Here is a 20,774-nt window from a genome sequence, read left to right as displayed (position 1 = left end):
AGATGACGAATACCACAGCGGCCGACAGCGCGGCAGACACCCCGGTGGTCGAGCTGCGCCAGGTCAGCAAGCGCTTTGGCGAGCAAAAGCCCGGCCTGGGCGGCCGCCTGCTGCAAAAGCTGGGGCTGGAAAAGCCCCACCCGGTGACCCGTGCGGTCGACCAGGTCGATCTGCTGGTGCGCCCCGGTGAGGTGGTGGGCCTGGTGGGCGAATCCGGTTGCGGCAAGTCCACCCTGGGCCGCATGGCGGCCGGGCTGTTGCCGCCGTCCGATGGCGAAGTGCGCTTTTCCGGCAAACCGCTGGCTGCGCTCACGCCGGCCGAGCGCCATGCCGAGCGCCTGCGCATCCAGATGATCTTCCAGGACCCGTACGCCAGCTTGAACCCGCGCCTGCGCGTGGACGAGATCGTTGGCGAGGCGGCCCGCATCCATGGCCTGGTGGACCAGGCCGGTTTTGACGACTATGTCTGCGCGCAGATGGAGCGCGCCGGGCTCGACCCCGCTTTGCGCAGCCGCTACCCGCACCAGTTTAGCGGCGGCCAGCGCCAGCGCATCGGCATTGCCCGCGCACTGGCGGTGCAGCCGCGCATGCTGGTCTGCGATGAGGCGGTGGCTGCGCTCGATGTGTCGATCCAGGCGCAGATCCTGAACCTGTTCATGGACCTGCGCGAGCAGCTGCACCTGACCTATCTGTTCATCAGCCATGACCTGGGCGTCGTCGAGCATATCTGCGACCGGGTGGTGGTGATGTACCTGGGCCGCGTGATCGAGACTGCGCCGGTCGAAGAGCTGTTTGCCCGGCCCAACCACCCCTACACCCAGGCCTTGCTGGCCGAGGTGCCCAACATGAACGCCCGCCACAAGACCTACTCGGCCATCCAGGGCGAAATCCCCAGCCCGCTGAACCCTCCCAGCGGCTGCCACTTCCATCCGCGATGTCCGCGTGCGATGCCGCGCTGCACGGTGGAAGCGCCCCAGCTCAAGGGCATCGCCATCCAGCACCAAAGCGCCTGCCATTTGAACGACGCCTGAACGCTCAGCTGAGCGCCACCTTTTTATCCGCATTCTTTGCACCGTTTTCACAGTTTCACCAGGAGTTCGCCATGAAACGCATCATCGTCTCTTCCCTCACCGCTGCCCTGATGGGCGCTGGCCTGGCTGCCCATGCGCAGACCTTGAACATCGGCTTTGCCGACCCGGTCTCGTCGATGGACCCCCAGCTCAACAACCACGCCGGCGACCGCTCGGTGGACCTGCATTTCTGGGATCTGCTGGTCCAGAACAACTACAACAAGCTGCAGCCTGGCCTGGCCGCCAGCTGGAAGAACCTGGACCCCAAGACCTGGGAGTTCAAGCTGCGCACCGATGTGAAGTGGCAGGACGGCAAGGCCTTCAGCGCCGAAGACGTCATCTACTCCTACCAGCGCGCGCGCGCCGTGCCCGGCAGCGTGGCCACCTTTGCCGGCTACCTGCGCACCGTCGAATCGGTGACCGCCAAGGACCCGCACACGCTGATCATCAAGACCAATATCCCCAACCCCGATCTGCCGCTGAACCTGGCGTCGGTGCACATCGTCAGCAAGCATGTGGGCGAGAAATCGGCCACCGAAGACTACAACGCGGGCAAGGCCATGGTCGGCTCGGGCCCCTACAAATGGGTGTCCTACACGCCGGGCGATCGCGTGGTGATGCAGCGCAACGATGGCTACTGGGGTGACAAGCCGATCTGGGAGAAGGTCAACTACCGCTACATCAACAATGCCGCATCGCGCACCGCCGCGCTGCTGGCAGGCGATGTGGATGTGATCGACAAGGTCTCGGTCTCCGACCTGGCGCGCCTGAAGAACGCGCCCAACGTCACCGTCTACCCCTATGACGGTCTGCGCGTGATGCTGTTGCAACCGAGCTTCAACCCGGCGCCCAATGCTTTCATCACCGACAACGCCGGCAAGCCGCTGGCGAAGAACCCGCTGCTGGACCAGCGCGTGCGTGAGGCACTGAACCTGGCGATCAACCGGGGTGCCATCGTGGACCGCATCCTGCAGGACGCGGCCACCGAGGCCAACCAGTGGATGCCCAAGAACACCTATGGCTACAACCCCGACATCAAGAACATTCCTTTTGATGCCGCCAAGGCCAAGAAGCTGCTGGCCGATGCCGGTTTCCCCGAAGGCTTCAAGCTGACTATGCATGTGCCCAACGACCGCTACCCGCAAGGCCCGGAGACGGCCCAGGTGGTGGCCCAGTTCTGGACCCGCATTGGCGTGAAGACCCAGGTGGAGGTGGTGCCATGGGCCGTGTACTCGGGCCGCGCCAACAAGAACGAATATGCGATGAGCATGCTCGCCTGGGGCAATGGCACCGGCGAGGCCAGCTATGCGCTGGTGAACGTGCTGGCCACGGTCGATGCGAAGAAGGGCCTGGGCGCCTCCAACTGGGGCCACTACAGCAACCCGGCGGTAGACAAGGCGCTGACCGAATCCACCGAAGAGTTCGACATGGCCAAGCGCGAGAGCATCCTGCGCCAGTCGGCCAAGGTGGTGTCCGATGATGTGGGCATCATCCCGCTGTTCCACTACCGCAATATCTGGGCCGCGAAGAAGGGCCTGAAGGTCACCCCGTTCAGCAGCGACCGCACCACCGCATCGATGGTGACCAAGGTGGCACCCTGATGGCCCAGCTGTCCATCACGGTTGACCAGGCGGACGCGCTGATCGATGTGGCACGCCACATCCGTATCGAAGGCGCCCAGCCCGGTGAGGCGGTGGAGATCCGTGCCGAGACCCCGCGCAGCGGCGTGCTGTGGCGCGCCCAGGCGCGCTTCATCGCCGATGCGCAGGGGGCTGTTGATCTGAACCGCGATGCCCCCGTCTCCGGCAGCTATGCCGGAGTCGATGGCATGGGCCTGGTCTGGTCGCAAAGCCCGGTGCAATCCTCCAGCCGCGAGCTGTTCAACCAGCCGGTGACCGATGCGCTGGTGACGACCTTGCAGGCCAGTTCTGGCACTGCGCAGGCGCAGGCCCGCTTCAGCCAGCAGCTCGCCGCCCCCGGCGTGACCCGCCGCGAGGTTCGCGAGGACGGCCTGGTCGGCACCCTGTACCTGCCCGCTGGCGCCGGCCCGCACCCGGCGGTGATGATCGTCAATGGCTCGGGCGGCGGCATCAACGAGCCGCGCGCGGCGCTCTATGCATCGCGCGGCTATGCGGCCTTTGCGCTGGCGTATTTCAAGGCGCCGGGCCTGTCGCCCTACATCTCCAACACCCCGTTGGAGTATTTTGAAAAAGGCCTGCAATGGCTGCGCCGCACGGTGCAACCGGCGCATGACTTTGTCGCGCTCAGCGGCCAGTCGCGCGGCGGTGAGCTGGTGCTGCTGCTGGGGGCCACCTTTGCGCAGCAGGTATCGGCCGTGGTGGGCTATGTGCCCAGCGCCTTCGTACACAGTGGCCAGAACGCCTGCGACCCGCAGGTGGGCCGCGAAGGTCCGACCTGGCTGCTGGACGGCAAGCCGCTGACCCACATCTGGGAGAACAACCGCACCGCCAGCTGGGCCCCGTTTGACGAAGGCCCATCGCCCCACCGCCATGAGCGCGCGATGCGCACCGCTTTGCGCGATGCCGAGGCCGTCGCGCGTGCGCGCATCCCGGTGGAGCGCATCCAGGGCCCGGTGATGCTGCTGTCGGCCACCGACGATGGCTCCTGGCCGTCGAGCGTGTATTCGCAGATGGTGCGCGACAAGCTGGCCGAGGTGCAGCACCCGCACGATGTGCAGTGGCTGGACTTTGAGCGCGCCGGCCACGCCATCCTGTTCCCCTATGTGCCGACCACGCAGCTGGTTTATGCGCACCCGGTCTCGGGCAAGGTCAGCACCGGCGGTGGCAATCCGGCCGACAACGCCCATGCCGATGCCGCGTCCTGGCAGGGCGTGCTGCAGTTTCTAGAACGCGCAGTGGCGGCCCGGGCCGGCGCTGCAAAAACATAACCAAGGAGTCTTGCATGTCCACATCCCCCAGCGATGACCTGATCGACCAGCTGGTCGGTCTGGCACCGGGCAGCCGTACCTATGCGGCCCGCCACCAGCGTGAAAAGGTGGTGGCCGCCACCCAGGGCAGCTACCAGGCCCTGTTTGATCCGGCGCTGCCGGGCATCAGCCTGGCCGAGCGCCTGCTGGTCGCGCTCTATGCCTGCCGCCTGACCCCCGCCCCCGAGCTGGTCGCCCACTACCGCGAACGCCTGCAGCAGCTGCCGGTGGATGCCGCACTGATCGCCGTCGCCGAGACCGGCCAACCCCAGGATGCGCAAGACCCGCGCCTGGCCGCCATCTTGGCCTTTACCCGCACCCTGATCGAGAACCCGATCGAGGGCGACAAGGCCGCGCTGGAAACCCTGCCAGCCGCTGGCATCAGCACCCCGGCCGTCGTGGCGCTGTCGCAGCTGATCGCGTTTCTCTCCTACCAGGTCCGCCTTGTCGCCGGCCTGCAAGCCATGAAAGCATCCGAGGAGGCCACCGCATGAGCACGCCCGCCGCATTCCAACCCGCCCAGGTCATCCGCGCCCACGGCTTTACCAACGAATCGCTGGAGTGGAAGGCCTGGCTGGATGTGGTCCAGCTCGACCAGGCCACGCCCGACCAGATGGCCGTGCTGGAAGAAAGCCACCCCAAGGCCAAGACCTCGGACTACTACTTGTTCCTGGTGCACCAGCCGCTGATCCTGCGCGAGCGCTCCACCGCCTTCAACGCCATCATGTATGCGCCCGGCGGCCTCTCGCGTGCCGAGCGCGAGCTGGGCTCCACGGTGGTATCGCGCATCAATGGCTGCGTCTACTGCGCCTCGGTGCATGCGCAGCGCTTTGAGCAGCTGGCCAAGCGCAGCGACACCATCGCCCAGGTCTTCGAGCAGCCCGCCACCGCCGGCACCACCGCGCGTGAAAAGGCCATCGTGCAGTTCTCGATCAAGATCACGGAGCAGCCCGCCGCCATCAACGCCACCGACATCGACGCGCTCAAGGCCGAGGGCCTGAACGACGGCGAGGTGCTGGACCTCCTGCACTCGGACGCCATCTTTGCCTGGGCCAACCGCCTGATGCTGAACCTGGGCGAACCGCTGATGCCGGAAGCCTGAAGCGGCTTAGTGCGCTGACGTAGCAACCCCCATCGCCTGTTGCCGGGCGATGGGGGTTGTTTTATCTGTGGAGGCAGCCTTTGTTCAGGTTGCAAAGCCTGTGATGTCCCAGTAGCGCCGCCGGTTCTGCTCGGCATCGGCCACTGGCAACAAGGCCGGGTCGGTGTTTGACTGACTGAAGTTTAAAACTTAAAATATTAGGTTTTAAACGTCATTATTGGACTTAAAGAGAAAAATAATGAACCTTGGACTGTATGCTCCGGCACAAATCGCTGCCGAACTCGCGGGGCGCCTGCGCAAGCATCGCATTGCCCAAGGCTTCACCCAAGCCGAGCTCGCCAGCCGAGTAGGCGTGTCAAAAGCGACCGTGCTGAACCTGGAGACGGGAAAAAACGTTTCCTTTGAGACGGTCATCGCGGTTGTACAAGTGCTCGGCCTCGCCATACAGTTAGAGGACCTGTTCATCTACCAACCACGGACGATAGCCGATCTTGAAAAAGCTGCTGCGCTGCCGCTTCGCGTCCGACATCCGAAAGGATACAACGCACCAAATGGGACTCCCCGAGCGGGCCTGTGACTCTTTGCCAGATGGTTGGAAGTCTGAAGCAGACTTTCTGCACTGATGTTCCAACCCCATCGCACTTTAGAGGGCGATGGGGGTTGTTTTTTGGGGAGCGGTGTAGGTAACCGTCCGCTGCAAAATCAGCGCCGGTAAGCCGCCCCCGGGTGGCTGGCCGGCAGCAGCTGGCCCCCTGCCGGAAACAGCTTTTCGCGCAAGGTCCCTTCCGCATAGCGCGTCTTGAACATGCCCCGGTTTTGCAGCTCGGGGATCAGCAGGTCGACGATGGCGTCCAGGCTCTCGGGCATGACGGTGCGCACGAGGTTGAAGCCGTCGATATCGCTCTCGGCGACCCAGCGGGCCATCTGGTCGGCGACATCGGCCGGCGAGCCGATGAAGACTGGCGCCCGCGCGCCGACCGGGCTGAAATCGAGCAGATCGCGCACCCTGGGCGGCTGTGGCGTGTTGCGGGTCAGGTGCTCCACGGTGGACTGGATGGCATTGGTTTTCGCGAAGGGCAGCACATCGTCCAGGCCGAGCCGGGACAGATCCATGCCGGTCCAGCCCGAGACCAGCGCCAGCTGGCCAGCGCTGTCCAGGTAGCGGCGGTACTCATCGCGCAGGTCCTGGGCTTCGGCGTTGGTGGGCGCAACGATCACGGTGGCGCCCAGCAAGGTGAGCAGGTCATAGGGATCGCGGCCGGCGTCGCGTGCCGAATTGCGCAAGGCCTTCACCGACTTGGCGGCTGCTGCGGGTGTGGGGCCGTTGATAAAGCAGGCCTCGGCATGGCGGCCGGCAAACTGCTGGCCGCGCGCGGAGCTGCCGGCCTGGTACAGCAACGGTGTGCGCTGGGGCGAGGGCTCGGCCAGCGCCCGGCCATGCACGCGGTAGTAGGGGCCGTCGTGCGCTACCGCATGCACGCGCTCGGGGTGGCTGAACACGCCGCTGTCCTTGTCGCGCACGGCAGCACCGGCCTCCCAGCTGCCTTCCCAGAGCTGGTAGACCGCGGCCATGAAGTCTTCGGCCACCTCGTAGCGCTCGTCATGGTCGCGCAGGCTGTCGCGCCCCAGGCCGCGCGCGCCGCTCTCCAGGTAGCCGGTGACGATGTTCCAGCCCAGGCGGCCATGGGTCAGGTGGTCCAGGGTGCTGAAGCGCCGCGCAAAGGAGAAGGGGTGGTCGTTGCTCAGGCTCGATGTCACGCCAAAACCGATGTGCTCGGTCACCAGGGCCATCGCCGAGATGAGCATCGTCGGGTCCAGCTGCGGGGACTGGGCGCCGGCCGCCAGGGCCGCATCGGCATTGCCTGCGTAGACGTCGTAGATGCCGAACACATCGGCAATGAAGATGCCGTCGAGCAGGCCCCGCTCTGCGGTGCGGGCCATGTCCGCCCAGTAGCGCAACTGGTGGTATTGCGCCTGGTTGTCGCGCGGGTGCTTCCACAGGCCCGCCCAGTTGTGGGAGGGCGCAGCCATCTGGAAGGTGTTGAGGCGCAGTTCACGCCGGGGCTGTCTGCTCATGCGATGGGATCCGTCACGGTGCTTCCGGTGCTCAGGCCTGTGCGGCGGTTTCGTTGGCTGCCGGGCTGGCCAGGGGCGCGGTCTGCACCTGCAGGATGTCGTTGAAGCGGTTGAAGGCGCCGCACAGCGCGGTGCGCCAGGTCAGCTCGACAATCTGCGCTTCGCTGAAGTGCTGGTGCAGGCGCGCAAAGATTTCGTCACGCGTCTGGCTCCAGTTCCGGGTCACGGCGATGGCGTACTCCACCACCAGGCGGTCCAGCTCGTTCAGCTCGGGGTGGTTGGCGTAGTCCAGCAGCGTTCGCACGCCGTCCGCCGACAGGCCTTCGACCTGCAGCTTGGGGCCGTGGTGGTCGATGCAGTACTCGCATTCGTTGAGCAGCGAGACGGTGACGATGGCCAGCTCGGTGTAGCGCTTGGGCAGCACTGCCTCCTGGCCCAGCTGCAGCAGCAGCGCCCAGGTCTGCGAGAAGATCGGCAGGCGCTGCGCCATGACGCCTGCCTGGTCGGCAAAGTCGCCAGCGGCCAGCATGCGGTCCCACAGCGGTTGCTCTGCGGCGGGCAGGTCGTCGCGGGATTTGCGGGTGATTCGGGTCATGGTGAGGTTCCTTGAGAGCGGGGGCCCAGCCGGTATTCCGGCAGCAAGCCGTTGGGTTTGAAGATCAGCATCGCCAGCAGCAGCACGCCGACCAGCGACAGGCGGATGGCGGCCAGCTGCGCGCCATCGAGCCAGGGGATGACGCCGGCCAGCATGCGGCTGCCCTCGAGCAGCAGGATCACCGTGAAGCCGGCAACCAGCACGCCGGCATGGCTGCCGCGCCCGCCCAGGATCACGGCCATGAAGGCATAGGCCGTCAGGATGGTGGTGAACTGGGTCGGATCGATATAGGTGTAGTAGAAGGCGTGCAGGCTGCCGGCAATGCCCAGGATGGCGCCGCCCAGCGCAAAGCTGCGCGCCCGCACCCAGAGCACGTTCTTGCCCAGTGCCTCAGCCACGCCCGCGTCCTCGCGCGTGGCACGCAGCAGGCGGCCGAAGGGCGAGCGCGCCAGGCGCTGCAGCACCACAAACACTAGCGCCAGCCAGACCAGGCAGAAGCCCAGAAAGAACAGGTCCCGCCAGGCTGTGGGCACCAGGTCGGCAAACGGCCGCACGATGTTGGGGATGCCCAGGGTGCCCCGGGTCAGCCACTCCTCGTAGCTGATGAAGAGCCGCAGCGATTCGGCAAAGCCCAGCGTGACGATGGCCAGGTAGTCCTCGCTCAGCCGCACCGAGATCAGGCTGACCAGCGCACTGGCCGCTGCCGTAAGCAGCAGCGCCAGCAGCATGGCGGCCAGCGGCGGCACACCCTGCATCTCCAGCAGGCTGCAGGCATAGGCGCCCAGCATGTAAAAGCCGAACAGCCCAAAATTGACCAGGCCGCCCAGGCCCCATTGCAGGTTCAGCGCCAGGCCCGACAAGGTGGCAATGACCACCAGCACCAGGGTTGCAATCAGATAGCTTGTCATTTGCGCACCCACTTGGCGCCAAACAGGCCGTGCGGCCGCAGCAGCAGCAACAAGGCCATCACCACAAAGGCCACCACCGTGCGGTAGTGGGGCGCCAGGAACAGGGTCGCCAGCTCTTCGGTCACGCCCAGCAGCAGCGCGCCGGCTACTGCGGCCATCGGGCTGCCGATGCCGCCCAGGATCGCGGCGGTGAAGACCGGCAGCAGGTAGTTCCAACCCATCTGCGGGTCCACATTCGAGTCCAGGCCAATCAGCACGCCCGACAAGGTCGCCATTGCGGCGGCCAGCGCCCAGACGGCGGCCGTCACTTTCTTGCGTGAGATACCGCGCACATCCGCCAGATCGGGGTTGTCGGCCACGGCCTGCATTGCCCGGCCCAGGCGCGTGAAGCGGAACACCAGCCATACCAGCGCCAGCGCTGCCAGCACGCAGGCCAGGGTGATGAGCTGCTCCTGGTTGACGCGCAGGCCGAGCAGGCGCGCGGGCCGGGCGATCTCCACACCAAAGCCGCGCGGCGCATTGCCGGCGACCAGGCGCACCAGGTTTTCCAGCACCAGTCCCAGGCCGATTGAGGCTACGAGCAAGGTGACGCCCGAGCGCCCGCGCAGCGGCGCAAACACCAGCCGGTCCAGCAACAGGGCCAGCGCAATGCTCAGCGCCATACCGGCGGCCACCGCCAGTGGCAAGGGCCAGTTCAGCGGGCCGTTGAAGGCATAGACCAGGTAGGCGCCGATGGTCACCATCGCGCCAATGGCGTAGTTGGCAAAGCGCAGCACGCTGAAGACCAGGGCCAGCGACAGCGCCGGCAACGCAATGAGCAGGCCCGAGACCAGGCCGTTGAAGATGAGCTGCGCCAGCATCAGTGCGCCCCCAGATAAAGACTTTGAAGTTGGCCGTTGGCCAGCAGCTCCTGGCTGGGCGCGCGCGCCTTGACCTGGCCGGCCACCAGCACCAGGCCCTGGTCCGCAGCGGCCAGACCCAAGCGGGTGTTCTGCTCGATCATGAACAGGGTGACGCCGGTTTGCGCCACGCGCTGCACCACCTCAAACAGACGCGATGCATTCAATGGCGACAGACCTGCCGAGGGCTCGTCGAGCGCCAGCAGCCGGGGCGAGGGCATCAGCGCCGCGCCCATGGCCACCATCTGCCGCTGGCCGCCGCTGAGCAAGCCGGCCGCCACGTTCAGCTTGGGAACGATCTCGGGAAACAGCGCCAGCACCGCATCCAGCCGCTGGCGCAAGGCCTTGGCGCCACCGCTGGCGATGAACTCATGGCCGAGCTTGAGGTTGTCCAGCACCGAGAGGTTGCGGAACACATTGGCCTCCTGCGGCACATAGCCCAGCCCCAGGCGCGCGCGGCCCGGGGCGTCGATGGCGGTGATGTCGCGGCCATCCCAGAGCACACGGCCCGACTGCGGGCGGATCAGCCCGGTGACCACGCGCATCAAGGTGGATTTGCCCGAGCCGTTGGGGCCGACAACCACCAGGCTGGAGCCGGGTGCGACATCCAGGCTCACGCCATGCAGCACGGCGCGCGCGCCGTAGCCGGCCACGATGTTGTCCAGACGCAGTTCGGCGCTCATGCCACACCTCCGAGGTAGGCTTCGACCACCTGCGCATGGGCAGAGACCTGTGCAAAGCTGCCCTGGGTCAGCACCTTGCCCTGCGCCAGCACATACACCGGGTCGCAGAGGGCGGCAATCATGTCCATGTTGTGTTCCACGATGGCAAAGCTCATGCCTTCGGCCTGCAGGCTGCGGATAAAGTCCGCAATCTCGCCGACCAGCACCGGGTTGACGCCGGCCGCCGGCTCATCGAGCAGCACCAGCCGGGGCTTGAGCATCAGCGCGCGGCAGAGCTCCAGTAGTTTTTTCTGGCCGCCCGAGAGGCTGTCGGCCCGCTCATGCGCCAGGCGCCACATGCCCACGCGCTCGAGCAGGGCCTGGGCCTGCGCCATCGCCTGGGCTTCATGCTGGCGCGCAGCAGCGGTGTTCAGCAGCGCATGCCAGAGCTTTTCTCCGGGCTGCTGCGGTGCGGCGAGCAGCAGGTTCTCCAGCACGGTGAGCGCGCCCATCTCGCGCGAGATCTGAAAGGTGCGGGTGAGCCCGGCCTGGGCGCGGCGGTGCACCGACCAGTGCGTGATGTCCTGGCCGTCGAACAGCACCTGGCCGCCCTGGTGCGCCTGCTGGCCGCCCAGCACATTGAACAAGGTGGACTTGCCCGCGCCATTGGGCCCCACCATGCCGGTGATGCCCCCGCGCGCAATGCGCAGGTGGGCACCGTCAAGGGCCGTGAATTCGCCGAAACCTACATGAACATCCTGAACCGTGAGCAGATCGTCTGTCTGCAGGCTCATTTGGTGGTGCCCACCAGCTTGCTCACGCCATTGAGCACGCGGTAGTGGCCATAGTCCAGGTCCACCTGGTCGCCATTGGGCGCAAAGCGGAAGTCCGCCGTCGCGCCGGAGTAGCGGAAAGGCTTGCCTGCGCGGATCAGTTGCAGGCCCTGCACGGGGTCGTGCACATCGGGGCCCTTGGTATTGACCACGTTGGCGATTTCCTTGCTGAAGTCGGCCGCCTTGGCGCTCTTGGCCTTTTCGATGGCCAGCGCCAGCACATTGATCTCGTCGAACACATTGGCGCCAAACGCGACGATCGTGCCTTCGGGCTGCTGGGTCTGCTTCAGGTACAGCTGGTAGCTGGCGTTGTTGCCCACCGGCGTGGCCTGCACATGGTTCACGCCCTCTGCGGCGGCCTTGCCCACGTTCTGCACAAACTTGCCGCCGCTGTCGGCTGCATGGCTGAAGGTGTAGAGCTTGCTTTCGTAGCCGCTGCGGTAAATCTCGCGCACGATGGCGCTGAACTCGGGGATGTAGCTGGGCAGGAAGACCGCATCGGGCTTCTTGCTGAAGATCTTCTCCACCTCGGCCCGGTACGAGGGCTGGTTGGGGTTGAAGTAGAGGGTGTCGAGCACCTTGCCGCCTTGCTGCGCAAAGCGGTCGGCAAAGGGCTTGACGGTGCTGAGCGTGAAGGGCGTCTGCAGCACCAGGATGGAGGCCGTCCTGGCGCCATCCTTGTAGGCCACATTGGCAAAGGCCTGGCCCCAGTTCTTGCCATTGGTCTGGAAGCGCCAGACCAGGCCTTTGTTGTCACCTTCGGTCAGCTCATCGGCCGAACCCACCGGCAGCAAGGCCACGCTCTTCTCCAACGCCACCGGGCGCACGGCCAGCGCCACGGCGCTGCTCCACACGCCGGTGATGGCCACCACGCCGTCCACATCGATCAGCTTGCGCGCGGCCGAGACACCGGCCGTTGGCGTGGTCTCGTCATCGGCGACGATGATCTCCAACGGCCGGCCCAGTACACCGCCATGGGCATTGATATGGGCAGCGGCGGCCTTGGCCGCCGTTTCCTCTTCCTTGCCATAGGCACCGCCCGATCCGGTCAGCGGCGCCAGCAAGCCGATACGGATGGGTGCGCCACTGGGAGCGCTGGCTGCACCTGCAGCACTGGCACCGGCCACCACACACAGCGAGGCCACCGCCACGCCCAAGACTCGCCACTGGCCCAATTTGCTCACACCCATATCCGCTTTCAAAAACCCGCCGGCCGCAGCAGGGCTGCGCGGCGCAAAAGGGGGGATTGTGCGAAGACAGCGTTGCGGGAGGAACTAATTTTTCTGACTTAGCAAACGCGTTTTCTGCATAAGGGTGGGCGTTCAGCAGCGCTGGCTACATGCCGTTGGTACCCAGCAGCGCCCGCCGGTACTGCACCGCCTCAGCCACATGGGCCGGGGTGATGGTCTCCGACTGCGCCAGGTCGGCAATCGAGCGGGCCACGCGCAGGCTGCGGTGGATACCGCGTGCGGACCAGGCCAGCTGGGCGGCGGCGGTTTGCAGCAGTTGCAGCGCGGCGGGTTCGGCCTGGCAGTGGGCATCGAGCGCCTGGCCTTGCAGCTGCTGGTTGAGCATGCCTTGGCGCTGCAGTGAGCGGGCGCGGGCAGCGGTCACCCGTTCGCGGATGGAGGCGGTCGATTCGCCAGCGGGGGCGGTGAGCAGCTCATCGGCGGGCAGGGGGCTGACTTCCAGGTGCAGGTCGATGCGGTCGAGCAGGGGGCCGCTGATGCGGGCCTGGTAGCGGCTGACCTGGTCGGGCGAGCAGCGGCAGGCGCGCTGGCGCGAGCCCCGAAAACCGCAGGGGCAGGGGTTCATCGCAGCGATCAGCTGAAAGCGGGCGGGAAAAGTGGCCTGCTGCGCGGCGCGGGCAATGCTGATCTGGCCGGTCTCCAGCGGCTCGCGCAGTGCTTCGAGCGCGCTGCGGGGGAACTCCGGTAGCTCATCGAGGAACAGCACGCCGCAATGGGCCAGCGATATCGCACCGGGCCGGGGCGGGCTGCCGCCGCCCACCAGGGCCACGGCGCTGGCGGTGTGGTGGGGCGCCATGGTGGTGCGCTGGCCCCAGCTGCGGGCATCAAAGGCGCCGACCAGGCTGTGCACGGCGGCGTTCTCCAGCGCCTCGGCCACGCTCAGCGCAGGCAGCAGGCCGGCAAAGCGCTGGGCCAGCATCGATTTGCCGGCGCCCGGTGCGCCCAGCATCAGCAGGTTGTGGCCGCCGCAGGCGGCGATCTCCAGCACCCGCTTGCTGGCGGTCTGGCCTTTGACGTCGGCCATGTCGGCGCCGGGCGCCTCGGGCGGCCGGTCCTGGGCGGGCATGCGCTGCCACTGGCTGGGGGCTGCATCGGGCTCGGCGCTGGCGGCCTGCGGCGCAAAGTGCTGCACCACGTCCATCAGGTGGCTGGCGCGGTAGACCTCGGCATCGGGCACCAGCGCCGCATCTTCTGCACTGCCCGGGGGCAGCACCTGGCGCACATGCTGGCCGCGCTGGTGCAGATCCATGCTCGCGGCCAGCGCGCCGCGCACCGGCCGCAGTGCGCCGGACAGCGACAGCTCACCGGCAAACTCGTAGTGGCTGAGCCGCTCCGCATCAATGGCGCCGCTGGCCGCCAGAATGCCGACCGCGATGGCCAGGTCGTAACGGCCCGATTCCTTAGGGAGATCGGCGGGGGCCAGGTTGACGGTAATGCGCTTGTTGTGCGGAAACTCCAGCCCGCTGTTCTGCAGCGCCGAGCGCACGCGCTCGCGGGCTTCCTTCACTTCCAGATCGGCCAGACCGACCAGGGTGAAGCTGGGCAGGCCATTGGCCAGATGGACTTCGACGCTGACGGGATGGCCGGTGAGCCCGACCAAGGCCCGGCTGTGCACCACGGCGAGACTCATAGGCTGGCTTCCTTGTGGTTGTGCACCGTTTTGGTGCATTGCTAAGCACCTCTTGGAGGCACGGCTGCAGCCAGCATCGCAAAACTCGGTTTTGGGGACAAGGGGCGCGGGCCCGGGACGGCCAGGCCCCGCGCCCGCGCCCCTCGCCAATCGCCCCGGGCGGCCCTGTTGCGCCTCAGAACGTAAGCATTTGCAAAAAAACATAGCGCGCTGCGCTTGTCTGGTGCGCACAACGCAGCAGGTGGCGCGGAGATTGGCACGCTCTGTGCATTGTGCTTGCCACAAACGGATGGGTCGAATTCATCAACAAGGAGTGTGGCAATGGCAATGAGCAACAGAGGCTGGATGGTGGTGGCAGGTGCAGCGTTCCTGGCGCTGCCGATGGTGGCAAGCGCGCAGCTGACCGCCAACGTGAGCGTGACCACGAACTACAAGTTCCGTGGTCAGGACCAGAAGTCCTCTAGTGCCCAGTGGGTCAAGCCCGCCCTCCAGGGAGGGGTCGACTACGCCTTTGGCGACAGCGGCTTTTATGTGGGTAACTGGAACTCCACCGTCGACTGGCTCGACAACAACAAGCTGGAGATGGATTTCTACGGTGGCTACAAGTTCAAGGCTGCCGATGTGGACTGGGACCTGGGTCTGCTGACCTATGTCTACCCCGGCAACACGCTGGGCAACACCACCGAGCTGTATGGCTCGGGTACCTACGGGCCCGTGACCGTGAAGTACTCGCACACCGTGTCGAAGGATTATTTTGGTTGGGCCGGCACCAAGTACGACAGCACGTACAAGGGCCGCAACACCGGTTACCTGAATGTGGCATTTGCGCAGGAAGTGGCGCCCAAGACGACCTTGAAGCTGGCCGTGGGCTACACCCGCTTTTCCAGCGACATCAAGGACCTGGGCGTGCCCAACTACCTGGACTACAGCGTGGGCGGTGCCTATGACCTGGGTGACGGCTTCTCGCTCAGCGCCGCCTGGGTGGGCGCCAACAAGACCGGTGCCTTCGGCTTTGTGAACAAGGGTCGCGCGATCGTGTCGCTGACCAAGGCTTTTTGACGCAGCGCCGCTGCAATAAGTGACGACAGGAGAACCTATGAACATGAAACTGGTAGTGGCGGTGATCAAGCCCTTCAAGCTCGATGAAGTGCGTGAGGCGCTGTCCGATATTGGGGTGCAAGGCATCACGGTGAGCGAGGTCAAGGGCTTTGGACGTCAGAAAGGCCATACCGAGCTGTACCGCGGCGCTGAGTACGTGGTGGATTTCCTGCCCAAGGTGAAGCTGGAGATCGCGGTGGCCGAGGACCTGGTGGACCGGGTGATCGAGGCCATCGAGAACGCAGCGCGCACCGGCAAGATCGGCGACGGCAAGATCTTTGTCTCTCCGCTGGAGCAAGTGGTGCGTATCCGTACCGGCGAAACCGGCCCGAACGCTATCTAAAAAAACAGCGCTCCGCGCTGGCAAGGCGCGCGCAACAAGCCAATTTATCTTGAAGGTGTGAACAACATGAGACGACTACTTTCCTTGGCAGGGCTGGCGGCGGTGGCACTGGCCACTGCGGGCAACGCGGCTGCGGCCGATGCGGCAGCTCCCGTTCTGAGCGCAGGCGATACCGCCTGGATCATGACCTCGACCATGCTGGTGATCCTGATGGTGATCCCGGGTCTGGCGCTGTTCTACGGCGGTCTGGTGCGCAGCAAGAACATGCTGTCGGTGCTGGCCCAGGTATTCACGATCTTTTCGCTGATCACCGTGCTGTGGACCATCTACGGCTACTCCTTGACCTTCTCTGGCGAAGGCAACTTCTTTGGCGACTTCGGCAAGGTGTTCCTGATGGGTATCACCCCCGATACCTTGTCGGGTGCGATGGCCACCGTGCCTGAGTATGTGTTCGTCTCGTTCCAGGCTACGTTCGCCGCCATCACCGTGGCGCTGATCGTCGGTGCCTTTGCCGAGCGCATCAAGTTCGCTGCCGTGATGATCTTCGCGGTGCTGTGGTTCACCTTCAGCTACCTGCCGATTGCCCACATGGTCTGGGGCGGTGGTCTGCTGGGCAAGGATGGCGCGCTGGACTTTGCCGGCGGCACCGTCGTGCACATCAACGCCGGTGTGGCCGGTCTGGTGGGCTCCTATGTGCTGGGCAAGCGTCTGGGCTTTGGCCGCGAAGCGCTGGCGCCCCACAACCTGACCTTGACCATGGTGGGCGCATCGCTGCTGTGGGTGGGCTGGTTCGGCTTCAACGCCGGCTCGGCAGGTGCTGCCAACGGTATTGCCGGTCTGGCCTTCATCAACACCATCGTGGCCACCGGCGCAGCTTGCGTGAGCTGGTTGGTCTGCGAAACCCTGCACAAGGGCAAGCCTTCGATGCTGGGTGCCGCTTCGGGTGCTGTCGGTGGCCTGGTGGTCATCACCCCGGCAGCCGGTTTTGTCGGCCCCATGGGTGCCATCGTGATGGGTCTGCTCGCTGGCGCTCTGTGCCTGTGGGGTGTGTCCGGTCTCAAGCGCCTGCTCAAGGTCGATGACACCTGCGACGTCTTCGGTGTTCACGGCGTGGGCGGTATCCTGGGTGCCATCCTGACCGGTGTGTTCTGCGCCTCCAGCCTGGGCGGTGTCGAGCCAGAAGGCTACAACATGGCCCACCAGATCTGGGTGCAGACCAAGGGCGTGCTGATCACCATCGTGTGGTCTGCAGTAGCGGCCTGGATCTCGTACAAGGTGGCTGGTCTGCTGACGGGTGGTCTGCGTGTGACGGAAGAAGCCGAACGCGAAGGCCTGGATATCACCTCCCACGGCGAAGCGGCCTACGGACGTTGATTCTTGCGGATACTCCTTGGGGGGCCGGACGGGTGCACAACCCGGCCGGCCTTTTTTTATGCGCCGCGCTGGCGCATAAAACACCGTTCAGACCTATGCCGTGGCGCGCTCTGGCCACAGCGCCAGGCCACCGGCCACGCTGAAGGCCTGGTGGTGGCCCAGCCGGCGCAATGCATGGGCCGCCTGGGCACTGCGGTTGCCGCTGCGGCAGTAAAACACCACGGGGGTATCGGCCGGCAAGGCGAGCCACTGCGGCAGTGCATTGAGCAGGACCGACAGCGGCACGGCCTGGCTGCTGGCGCCCTCGTCCATGCCCGGCGCCTGGCCCAGTTGCTGCTCATAGGGCTCGCGCACATCCACCAGCAGCACGGCGCCGCCGACCTGCTGCAGCGCCTGGGCACGGGCCACCGGCAGCTCCACACACCCGGTGGGCGTGGCGGCATCCACGCGGGCGCCGCAGGCCATGGTTTGGTAGGCGGTGGGGGCCAGGTCCTGCTCCAGCGCGGCCTTGGCAGCGGCAAAGGCGGCGGCATCCAACTGGCCTTGCAGCACGCCGGCCAGCAGCGGCTGGGCAGCAGCCTCGACGGCCAGGGTGCAGGCAAAGCGGTTGTCATAGTCATGGCCGGGCAGCAGCAGGGTTTGCGGGCCCACGGTCTCGGCCAGCAGGCGCAGGCTGCCCGCATAGGCCAGCGGCGCGCTCTGCGCAAAATCGCTGCGGCCCAGTGCGCCGGGCAGCACGGTATCGCCCACCAGGGCCAGCTGCAGCTGTGCACCTTCATGCAGCAGATAGGCGGTGGAGTCGGCAGTGTGACCGGGCAGTGCCAGGCGGCTCAGGCGATAGGCGCCCAGCGCAATCTGCGTGGCGCCTTGGGGCCAGCCCAGCGCATCTACCGCGCCAGCGGCCTGCAGCGCAGCGGGTACGGCCGCGCGCAGCTCGGCCGCCGATGAGGCATGGTCGCCATGGCTGTGGGTGTCCAGCACGGCGGCCAGGGTGTAGCCCCGGCAGCGCAGCCACTGCGCCAGGCGCCCGACCAGCTCGGGCAGCGGATCGACCACCACGCAGCGCTGGCTGGTGGCATCGGCCAGCAGGTAGCAGCAGGCCCCATCGACGACAAAGCGCGTCAGCAACGGGGTGGCGCCATGGTCGGTGTCTTCAGGCGCCTCCACCAGGCAGTTGGCGCGCAGTGCGGCGCCGCAGGCACGGATGCGCTGGCAGGCTTCGGCGATCATCTCGGCCGAATCGGCCGCGCCAAAGGACATGCGCACCGCCGCAGCCGTCTGCCAGGCGGGCAGGCCCATGGCTTCGAGCACATAGCTGGGCTGGGCCTTGCTGGCGCTGCAGGCCGAGCCACCGCTGACCCGCAGGCCGGCGGCATCAAACAGATCAAGCAGCAGCTTGGCGCTGAGGCCCGGCACGGAGAAGTTCAACGTGGTGGGCAGGCACAGCGCGGGCGGCGCGTTGAACACCAGGCCGGCAAAGGCATTGCGCAGCGCCGCTTCCAGCTGGCTGCGGTGGTCGGCCATCGTGGCAGCGCTGGCAAAGCTGCCGCCGTCCTGCAGTGCGCGCAGCACGGCGCCCAGTGCGGCAATGCCAGCCATGTTTTCGGTACCGGCGCGCAGTGCGCCTTCCTGGCCGCCGCCGGCCAGTAGCGGCGTAAAGGGCGCGCCCTCACGCACATAGAGCATGCCCACGCCCTTGGGCGCATAGAGCTTGTGGCCGGAGAACGGTGCGTAGTCGATGCCGCGCTCAACCGGGTTGAGCGCCAGCTTGCCCAGCGCCTGCACGCCATCGACCAGCCACAGCGCCGGGCTGCCGCGCAGCGCATCGGCAATGCCGTCCAGATCGCTGACCACGCCGGTCTCGTTGTTGGCGGCCATCGTGCAGACCAGGCCGGCCGTGGGCGCCTGCGCGCGCAGCCAAGCCAGGTCGTGGCGGCCATCGATGCCCACGGGGATGGCGGCGATCGGCAGCTGCAGGCCGAGCACGGCATTCCAGTGCTTGAGGGCCTCAGGCACGGCCTTGTGTTCGGTCGCGCCGTAGAGCAGCTGCATGGGGCTGCTGTCGCCTGCATCGCGGCGCTGGCGCAGGGCGCTCAGCGCGGACAGCACTGCTGTCTGGATGCCCTCGGTCGCGCCGCTGGTGAACAGCAGCTGGCCGCTGGGCACGCCCAGCACCTGGCGTGCTGCTGCGCGCGCTTCGTCCAGCAGTGCGCGGGCCTTGAGGCCGCTGCCATGGATGCTGCTGGGGTTGCCATAGGCATCGGCCATCACCGCCAGGGCGGCGGCGCGGGCTTGGGGGAGGACGGGGGTGGTGGCGTTGGCGTCGAGGTAGATTTCCATGCCCACATTGTCGAGGCCGGGCCGGGGAATACAGCCGCAGAATTTGCCAGTTATTGCAGAATATTGGAGTTCTATTCCAAAAAATGGGCGAAGAATGAAATTGGATTCTATTGACCGCAAACTGCTGGAGTTGCTGCAGGCCGATGCGGAGACCCAGGTCGCCGAACTGGCGGCCCAGGTGGGGCTGTCGGCCACCCCTTGCTGGCGCCGTATCCAGAGGCTCAAGGAGGCCGGGGTCATCAAGCGCCAGGTGGCACTGGTGGACCGCGACAAGGTCAATGTGGGTGTGACCGTGTTTGTCGCGGTGCGCACCAGCATGCACAGCCAGGAATGGTTTGAGCGCTTTCGCGCGGCGGTGGCGGCCATCGCCGAGGTGGTGGAGTTCTACCGCATGAGCGGCGAGGTGGACTACCTGCTGCGTGTGGTGGTGCCCGACATCGCCGCGTACGACAAGGTCTACAAGCGCCTGATTGCCGATACCCAGTTGCTGGATGTGTCGTCCAGCTTTGCGATGGAGGAGCTGAAGTTCACCACCGCGTTGCCGCTGTCCTATATTCCATAAGCCAGTTTCTCGGCAAGCCAGGTGGCACAGATAATGCTTAGGGTTTTCCATGCAATTCATTTTTAAAGGAACGCCATGATCTGGCATACCGTGGTCAGCCAGCCCTTTGCGTTGGGGGAGTCTCCTTTCTGGCAAGCCAGTGGTGGTGTTCTCTATGGCGTTGATGTGGCTGGCAAACAGCTGTGGCGCACGATGCCCGGATCGGGCTATATGGACCGCTGGGACATGCCCGCCGAGCCCGGCTGCATGGCGCCGGCCCGCAGCGGCGGCGCGCTGGACGGCTGGATCGTGGTGCTGCGCGACCGCATCTGCCGCGCCACCCACTGGGGCGGTACCCTGCACGAGATCGCCCGCCTGCCGATCGACCCCGCCACCGAGCGCGGCAACGACGGCCGCTGCGATGCCCAGGGCCGCTTCTGGGTGGGCACCATCCACGAGCCGGCCAGCGGCCCGCGCGAGCCGGTAGCAGCGCTCTACTGCATCGATGGCCTGACAGGCACCACGACGGTGCGCAAGGTGCTCGATGGCGTCTCCAACGCCAATGGCTTGGCCTGGTCGCCCGACCGCCGTACGATGTACTGGGCCGATACGCCCAGCCACACGGTCAAGAAATTTGCCTGCGACGTGAGCGGCTACCCGCAAGGCGAGGGCGAGGTCTTCATCCGTTTTGACAGCAAGCCCGAGGGCTGGACACCGGGCGAGCCCGGCTACGGCGGCCGGCCCGATGGCGCCGCTGTCGACGTCGAAGGCAACTACTGGTGCGCGATGTACGAGGGCGGCCGCGTGCTGCAGATCTCCCCGCAGGGCCGCATCCTCGCCAACCACTACACACCGGCGCTCTGCCCCACGATGCCCTGCTTTGGCGGCAGCGATGGCCGCACCCTGTACGTCACCTCCGCCCGCCACGGCCGCAGCCGCGACGAGCTGGCCCAACTGCCGCTGTCGGGCTGCGTGTTCGCGATGCGCGTCGGCGTGGCCGGCCTGCCGACCCAGCCTTGGCGCGAAATCGGGCATGGGTTCTGAGAACCTGGGCAAAGTCCCCCATCTAACTTGAGCGCCGTACGCCGGGCGCAACTGTCGCTACC

The 20,774-nt window shown here is 66.2% G+C and carries 20 protein-coding genes; 11 read left to right on the top strand and 9 right to left on the bottom strand.

The window, feature by feature from the left end:
• Nucleotides 1-2: 2 nt before the first annotated feature.
• The 6 genes from LPW39_RS08710 to LPW39_RS08685 all read left to right on the top strand — a co-directional run bounded on the left by LPW39_RS08710 (nucleotide 3) and on the right by LPW39_RS08685 (nucleotide 5,696).
• Nucleotides 3-1,031: an ABC transporter ATP-binding protein gene (locus LPW39_RS08710; protein ID WP_230774299.1), complete on the top strand. Its 1,029-nt coding sequence runs from the start codon at nucleotides 3-5 to the stop codon at nucleotides 1,029-1,031.
• A 71-nt stretch (nucleotides 1,032-1,102) separates the two neighbouring features.
• Nucleotides 1,103-2,671 (top strand): ABC transporter substrate-binding protein, encoded by a 1,569-nt coding sequence (locus LPW39_RS08705; protein ID WP_230773570.1) that lies wholly within the window; start codon nucleotides 1,103-1,105, stop codon nucleotides 2,669-2,671.
• Nucleotides 2,671-3,978, top strand: a complete 1,308-nt coding sequence (locus tag LPW39_RS08700) for an acyl-CoA thioesterase/bile acid-CoA:amino acid N-acyltransferase family protein (protein WP_230773568.1) — start codon at nucleotides 2,671-2,673, stop codon at nucleotides 3,976-3,978. The genes LPW39_RS08705 and LPW39_RS08700 overlap by 1 nt, the downstream gene beginning before the upstream one ends.
• Before the next feature lie 14 nt (nucleotides 3,979-3,992).
• Entirely contained in the window at nucleotides 3,993-4,511 is a 519-nt protein-coding gene (locus LPW39_RS08695; protein WP_230773561.1) for a CMD domain protein, read from the top strand.
• A complete protein-coding gene (locus tag LPW39_RS08690) occupies nucleotides 4,508-5,119 on the top strand; it encodes a peroxidase-related enzyme (RefSeq protein ID WP_230773559.1) in 612 nt (203 codons plus the stop codon). Before LPW39_RS08695 ends, LPW39_RS08690 begins: the two co-directional genes overlap by 4 nt.
• A gap of 238 nt (nucleotides 5,120-5,357) precedes the next feature.
• On the top strand, nucleotides 5,358-5,696 hold the full coding sequence (locus LPW39_RS08685; protein ID WP_230773558.1) for a helix-turn-helix transcriptional regulator: 339 nt from the start codon (nucleotides 5,358-5,360) through the stop codon (nucleotides 5,694-5,696).
• Between the two features lie 125 nt (nucleotides 5,697-5,821).
• Here LPW39_RS08685 and LPW39_RS08680 read toward each other — a convergent pair whose 3' ends face one another.
• From LPW39_RS08680 to LPW39_RS08645, 8 genes are all read right to left on the bottom strand, one after another.
• Nucleotides 5,822-7,195: an LLM class flavin-dependent oxidoreductase gene (locus LPW39_RS08680; protein WP_230773556.1), complete on the bottom strand. Its 1,374-nt coding sequence runs from the start codon at nucleotides 7,193-7,195 to the stop codon at nucleotides 5,822-5,824.
• Between the two features lie 31 nt (nucleotides 7,196-7,226).
• On the bottom strand, nucleotides 7,227-7,790 hold the full coding sequence (locus tag LPW39_RS08675) for a carboxymuconolactone decarboxylase family protein (protein ID WP_230773554.1): 564 nt from the start codon (nucleotides 7,788-7,790) through the stop codon (nucleotides 7,227-7,229).
• Nucleotides 7,787-8,698, bottom strand: a complete 912-nt coding sequence (locus tag LPW39_RS08670; protein ID WP_230773553.1) for a branched-chain amino acid ABC transporter permease — start codon at nucleotides 8,696-8,698, stop codon at nucleotides 7,787-7,789. Before LPW39_RS08670 ends, LPW39_RS08675 begins: the two co-directional genes overlap by 4 nt.
• Nucleotides 8,695-9,558, bottom strand: coding sequence for a branched-chain amino acid ABC transporter permease (locus LPW39_RS08665; protein ID WP_230773550.1), 864 nt, complete (start codon nucleotides 9,556-9,558; stop codon nucleotides 8,695-8,697). Before LPW39_RS08665 ends, LPW39_RS08670 begins: the two co-directional genes overlap by 4 nt.
• Nucleotides 9,558-10,280, bottom strand: coding sequence for an ABC transporter ATP-binding protein (locus LPW39_RS08660; protein WP_230773548.1), 723 nt, complete (start codon nucleotides 10,278-10,280; stop codon nucleotides 9,558-9,560). The genes LPW39_RS08665 and LPW39_RS08660 overlap by 1 nt, the downstream gene beginning before the upstream one ends.
• Nucleotides 10,277-11,053, bottom strand: a complete 777-nt coding sequence (locus LPW39_RS08655) for an ABC transporter ATP-binding protein (RefSeq protein WP_230773546.1) — start codon at nucleotides 11,051-11,053, stop codon at nucleotides 10,277-10,279. Before LPW39_RS08655 ends, LPW39_RS08660 begins: the two co-directional genes overlap by 4 nt.
• Nucleotides 11,050-12,282, bottom strand: coding sequence for an ABC transporter substrate-binding protein (locus LPW39_RS08650; protein WP_230773544.1), 1,233 nt, complete (start codon nucleotides 12,280-12,282; stop codon nucleotides 11,050-11,052). The genes LPW39_RS08655 and LPW39_RS08650 overlap by 4 nt, the downstream gene beginning before the upstream one ends.
• 145 nt (nucleotides 12,283-12,427) lie before the next feature.
• Nucleotides 12,428-13,972, bottom strand: a complete 1,545-nt coding sequence (locus LPW39_RS08645; protein WP_230773542.1) for a YifB family Mg chelatase-like AAA ATPase — start codon at nucleotides 13,970-13,972, stop codon at nucleotides 12,428-12,430.
• A gap of 327 nt (nucleotides 13,973-14,299) precedes the next feature.
• Here LPW39_RS08645 and LPW39_RS08640 point away from each other — a divergent pair, with 327 nt between their 5' ends.
• The 3 genes from LPW39_RS08640 (at nucleotide 14,300) to LPW39_RS08630 (ending at nucleotide 16,787) form a co-directional block, all read left to right on the top strand.
• Nucleotides 14,300-15,031, top strand: coding sequence for a TorF family putative porin (locus LPW39_RS08640; protein WP_182328067.1), 732 nt, complete (start codon nucleotides 14,300-14,302; stop codon nucleotides 15,029-15,031).
• Nucleotides 15,032-15,074: 43 nt separating this feature from the next.
• On the top strand, nucleotides 15,075-15,413 hold the full coding sequence (gene glnK / locus LPW39_RS08635; protein WP_027010591.1) for a P-II family nitrogen regulator: 339 nt from the start codon (nucleotides 15,075-15,077) through the stop codon (nucleotides 15,411-15,413).
• A 66-nt stretch (nucleotides 15,414-15,479) separates the two neighbouring features.
• Nucleotides 15,480-16,787 (top strand): ammonium transporter, encoded by a 1,308-nt coding sequence (locus tag LPW39_RS08630; protein WP_133856812.1) that lies wholly within the window; start codon nucleotides 15,480-15,482, stop codon nucleotides 16,785-16,787.
• Between the two features lie 93 nt (nucleotides 16,788-16,880).
• On the opposite strand, the gene LPW39_RS08625 is transcribed toward LPW39_RS08630, so the two are convergent.
• A complete protein-coding gene (locus tag LPW39_RS08625; RefSeq protein WP_230773533.1) occupies nucleotides 16,881-19,127 on the bottom strand; it encodes an aminotransferase class V-fold PLP-dependent enzyme in 2,247 nt (748 codons plus the stop codon).
• A 100-nt stretch (nucleotides 19,128-19,227) separates the two neighbouring features.
• Here LPW39_RS08625 and LPW39_RS08620 point away from each other — a divergent pair, with 100 nt between their 5' ends.
• Nucleotides 19,228-19,689: an Lrp/AsnC family transcriptional regulator gene (locus tag LPW39_RS08620; RefSeq protein ID WP_330166606.1), complete on the top strand. Its 462-nt coding sequence runs from the start codon at nucleotides 19,228-19,230 to the stop codon at nucleotides 19,687-19,689.
• A 75-nt stretch (nucleotides 19,690-19,764) separates the two neighbouring features.
• Nucleotides 19,765-20,712, top strand: a complete 948-nt coding sequence (locus LPW39_RS08615) for an SMP-30/gluconolactonase/LRE family protein (RefSeq protein WP_230773529.1) — start codon at nucleotides 19,765-19,767, stop codon at nucleotides 20,710-20,712.
• Nucleotides 20,713-20,774 lie beyond the last annotated feature (62 nt).

This window comes from Comamonas koreensis (assembly GCF_021026195.1).
In the GTDB taxonomy this organism is placed as follows: domain Bacteria; phylum Pseudomonadota; class Gammaproteobacteria; order Burkholderiales; family Burkholderiaceae_C; genus Comamonas; species Comamonas koreensis.
This window is presented reverse-complemented; position numbering and strand designations above follow the sequence as displayed.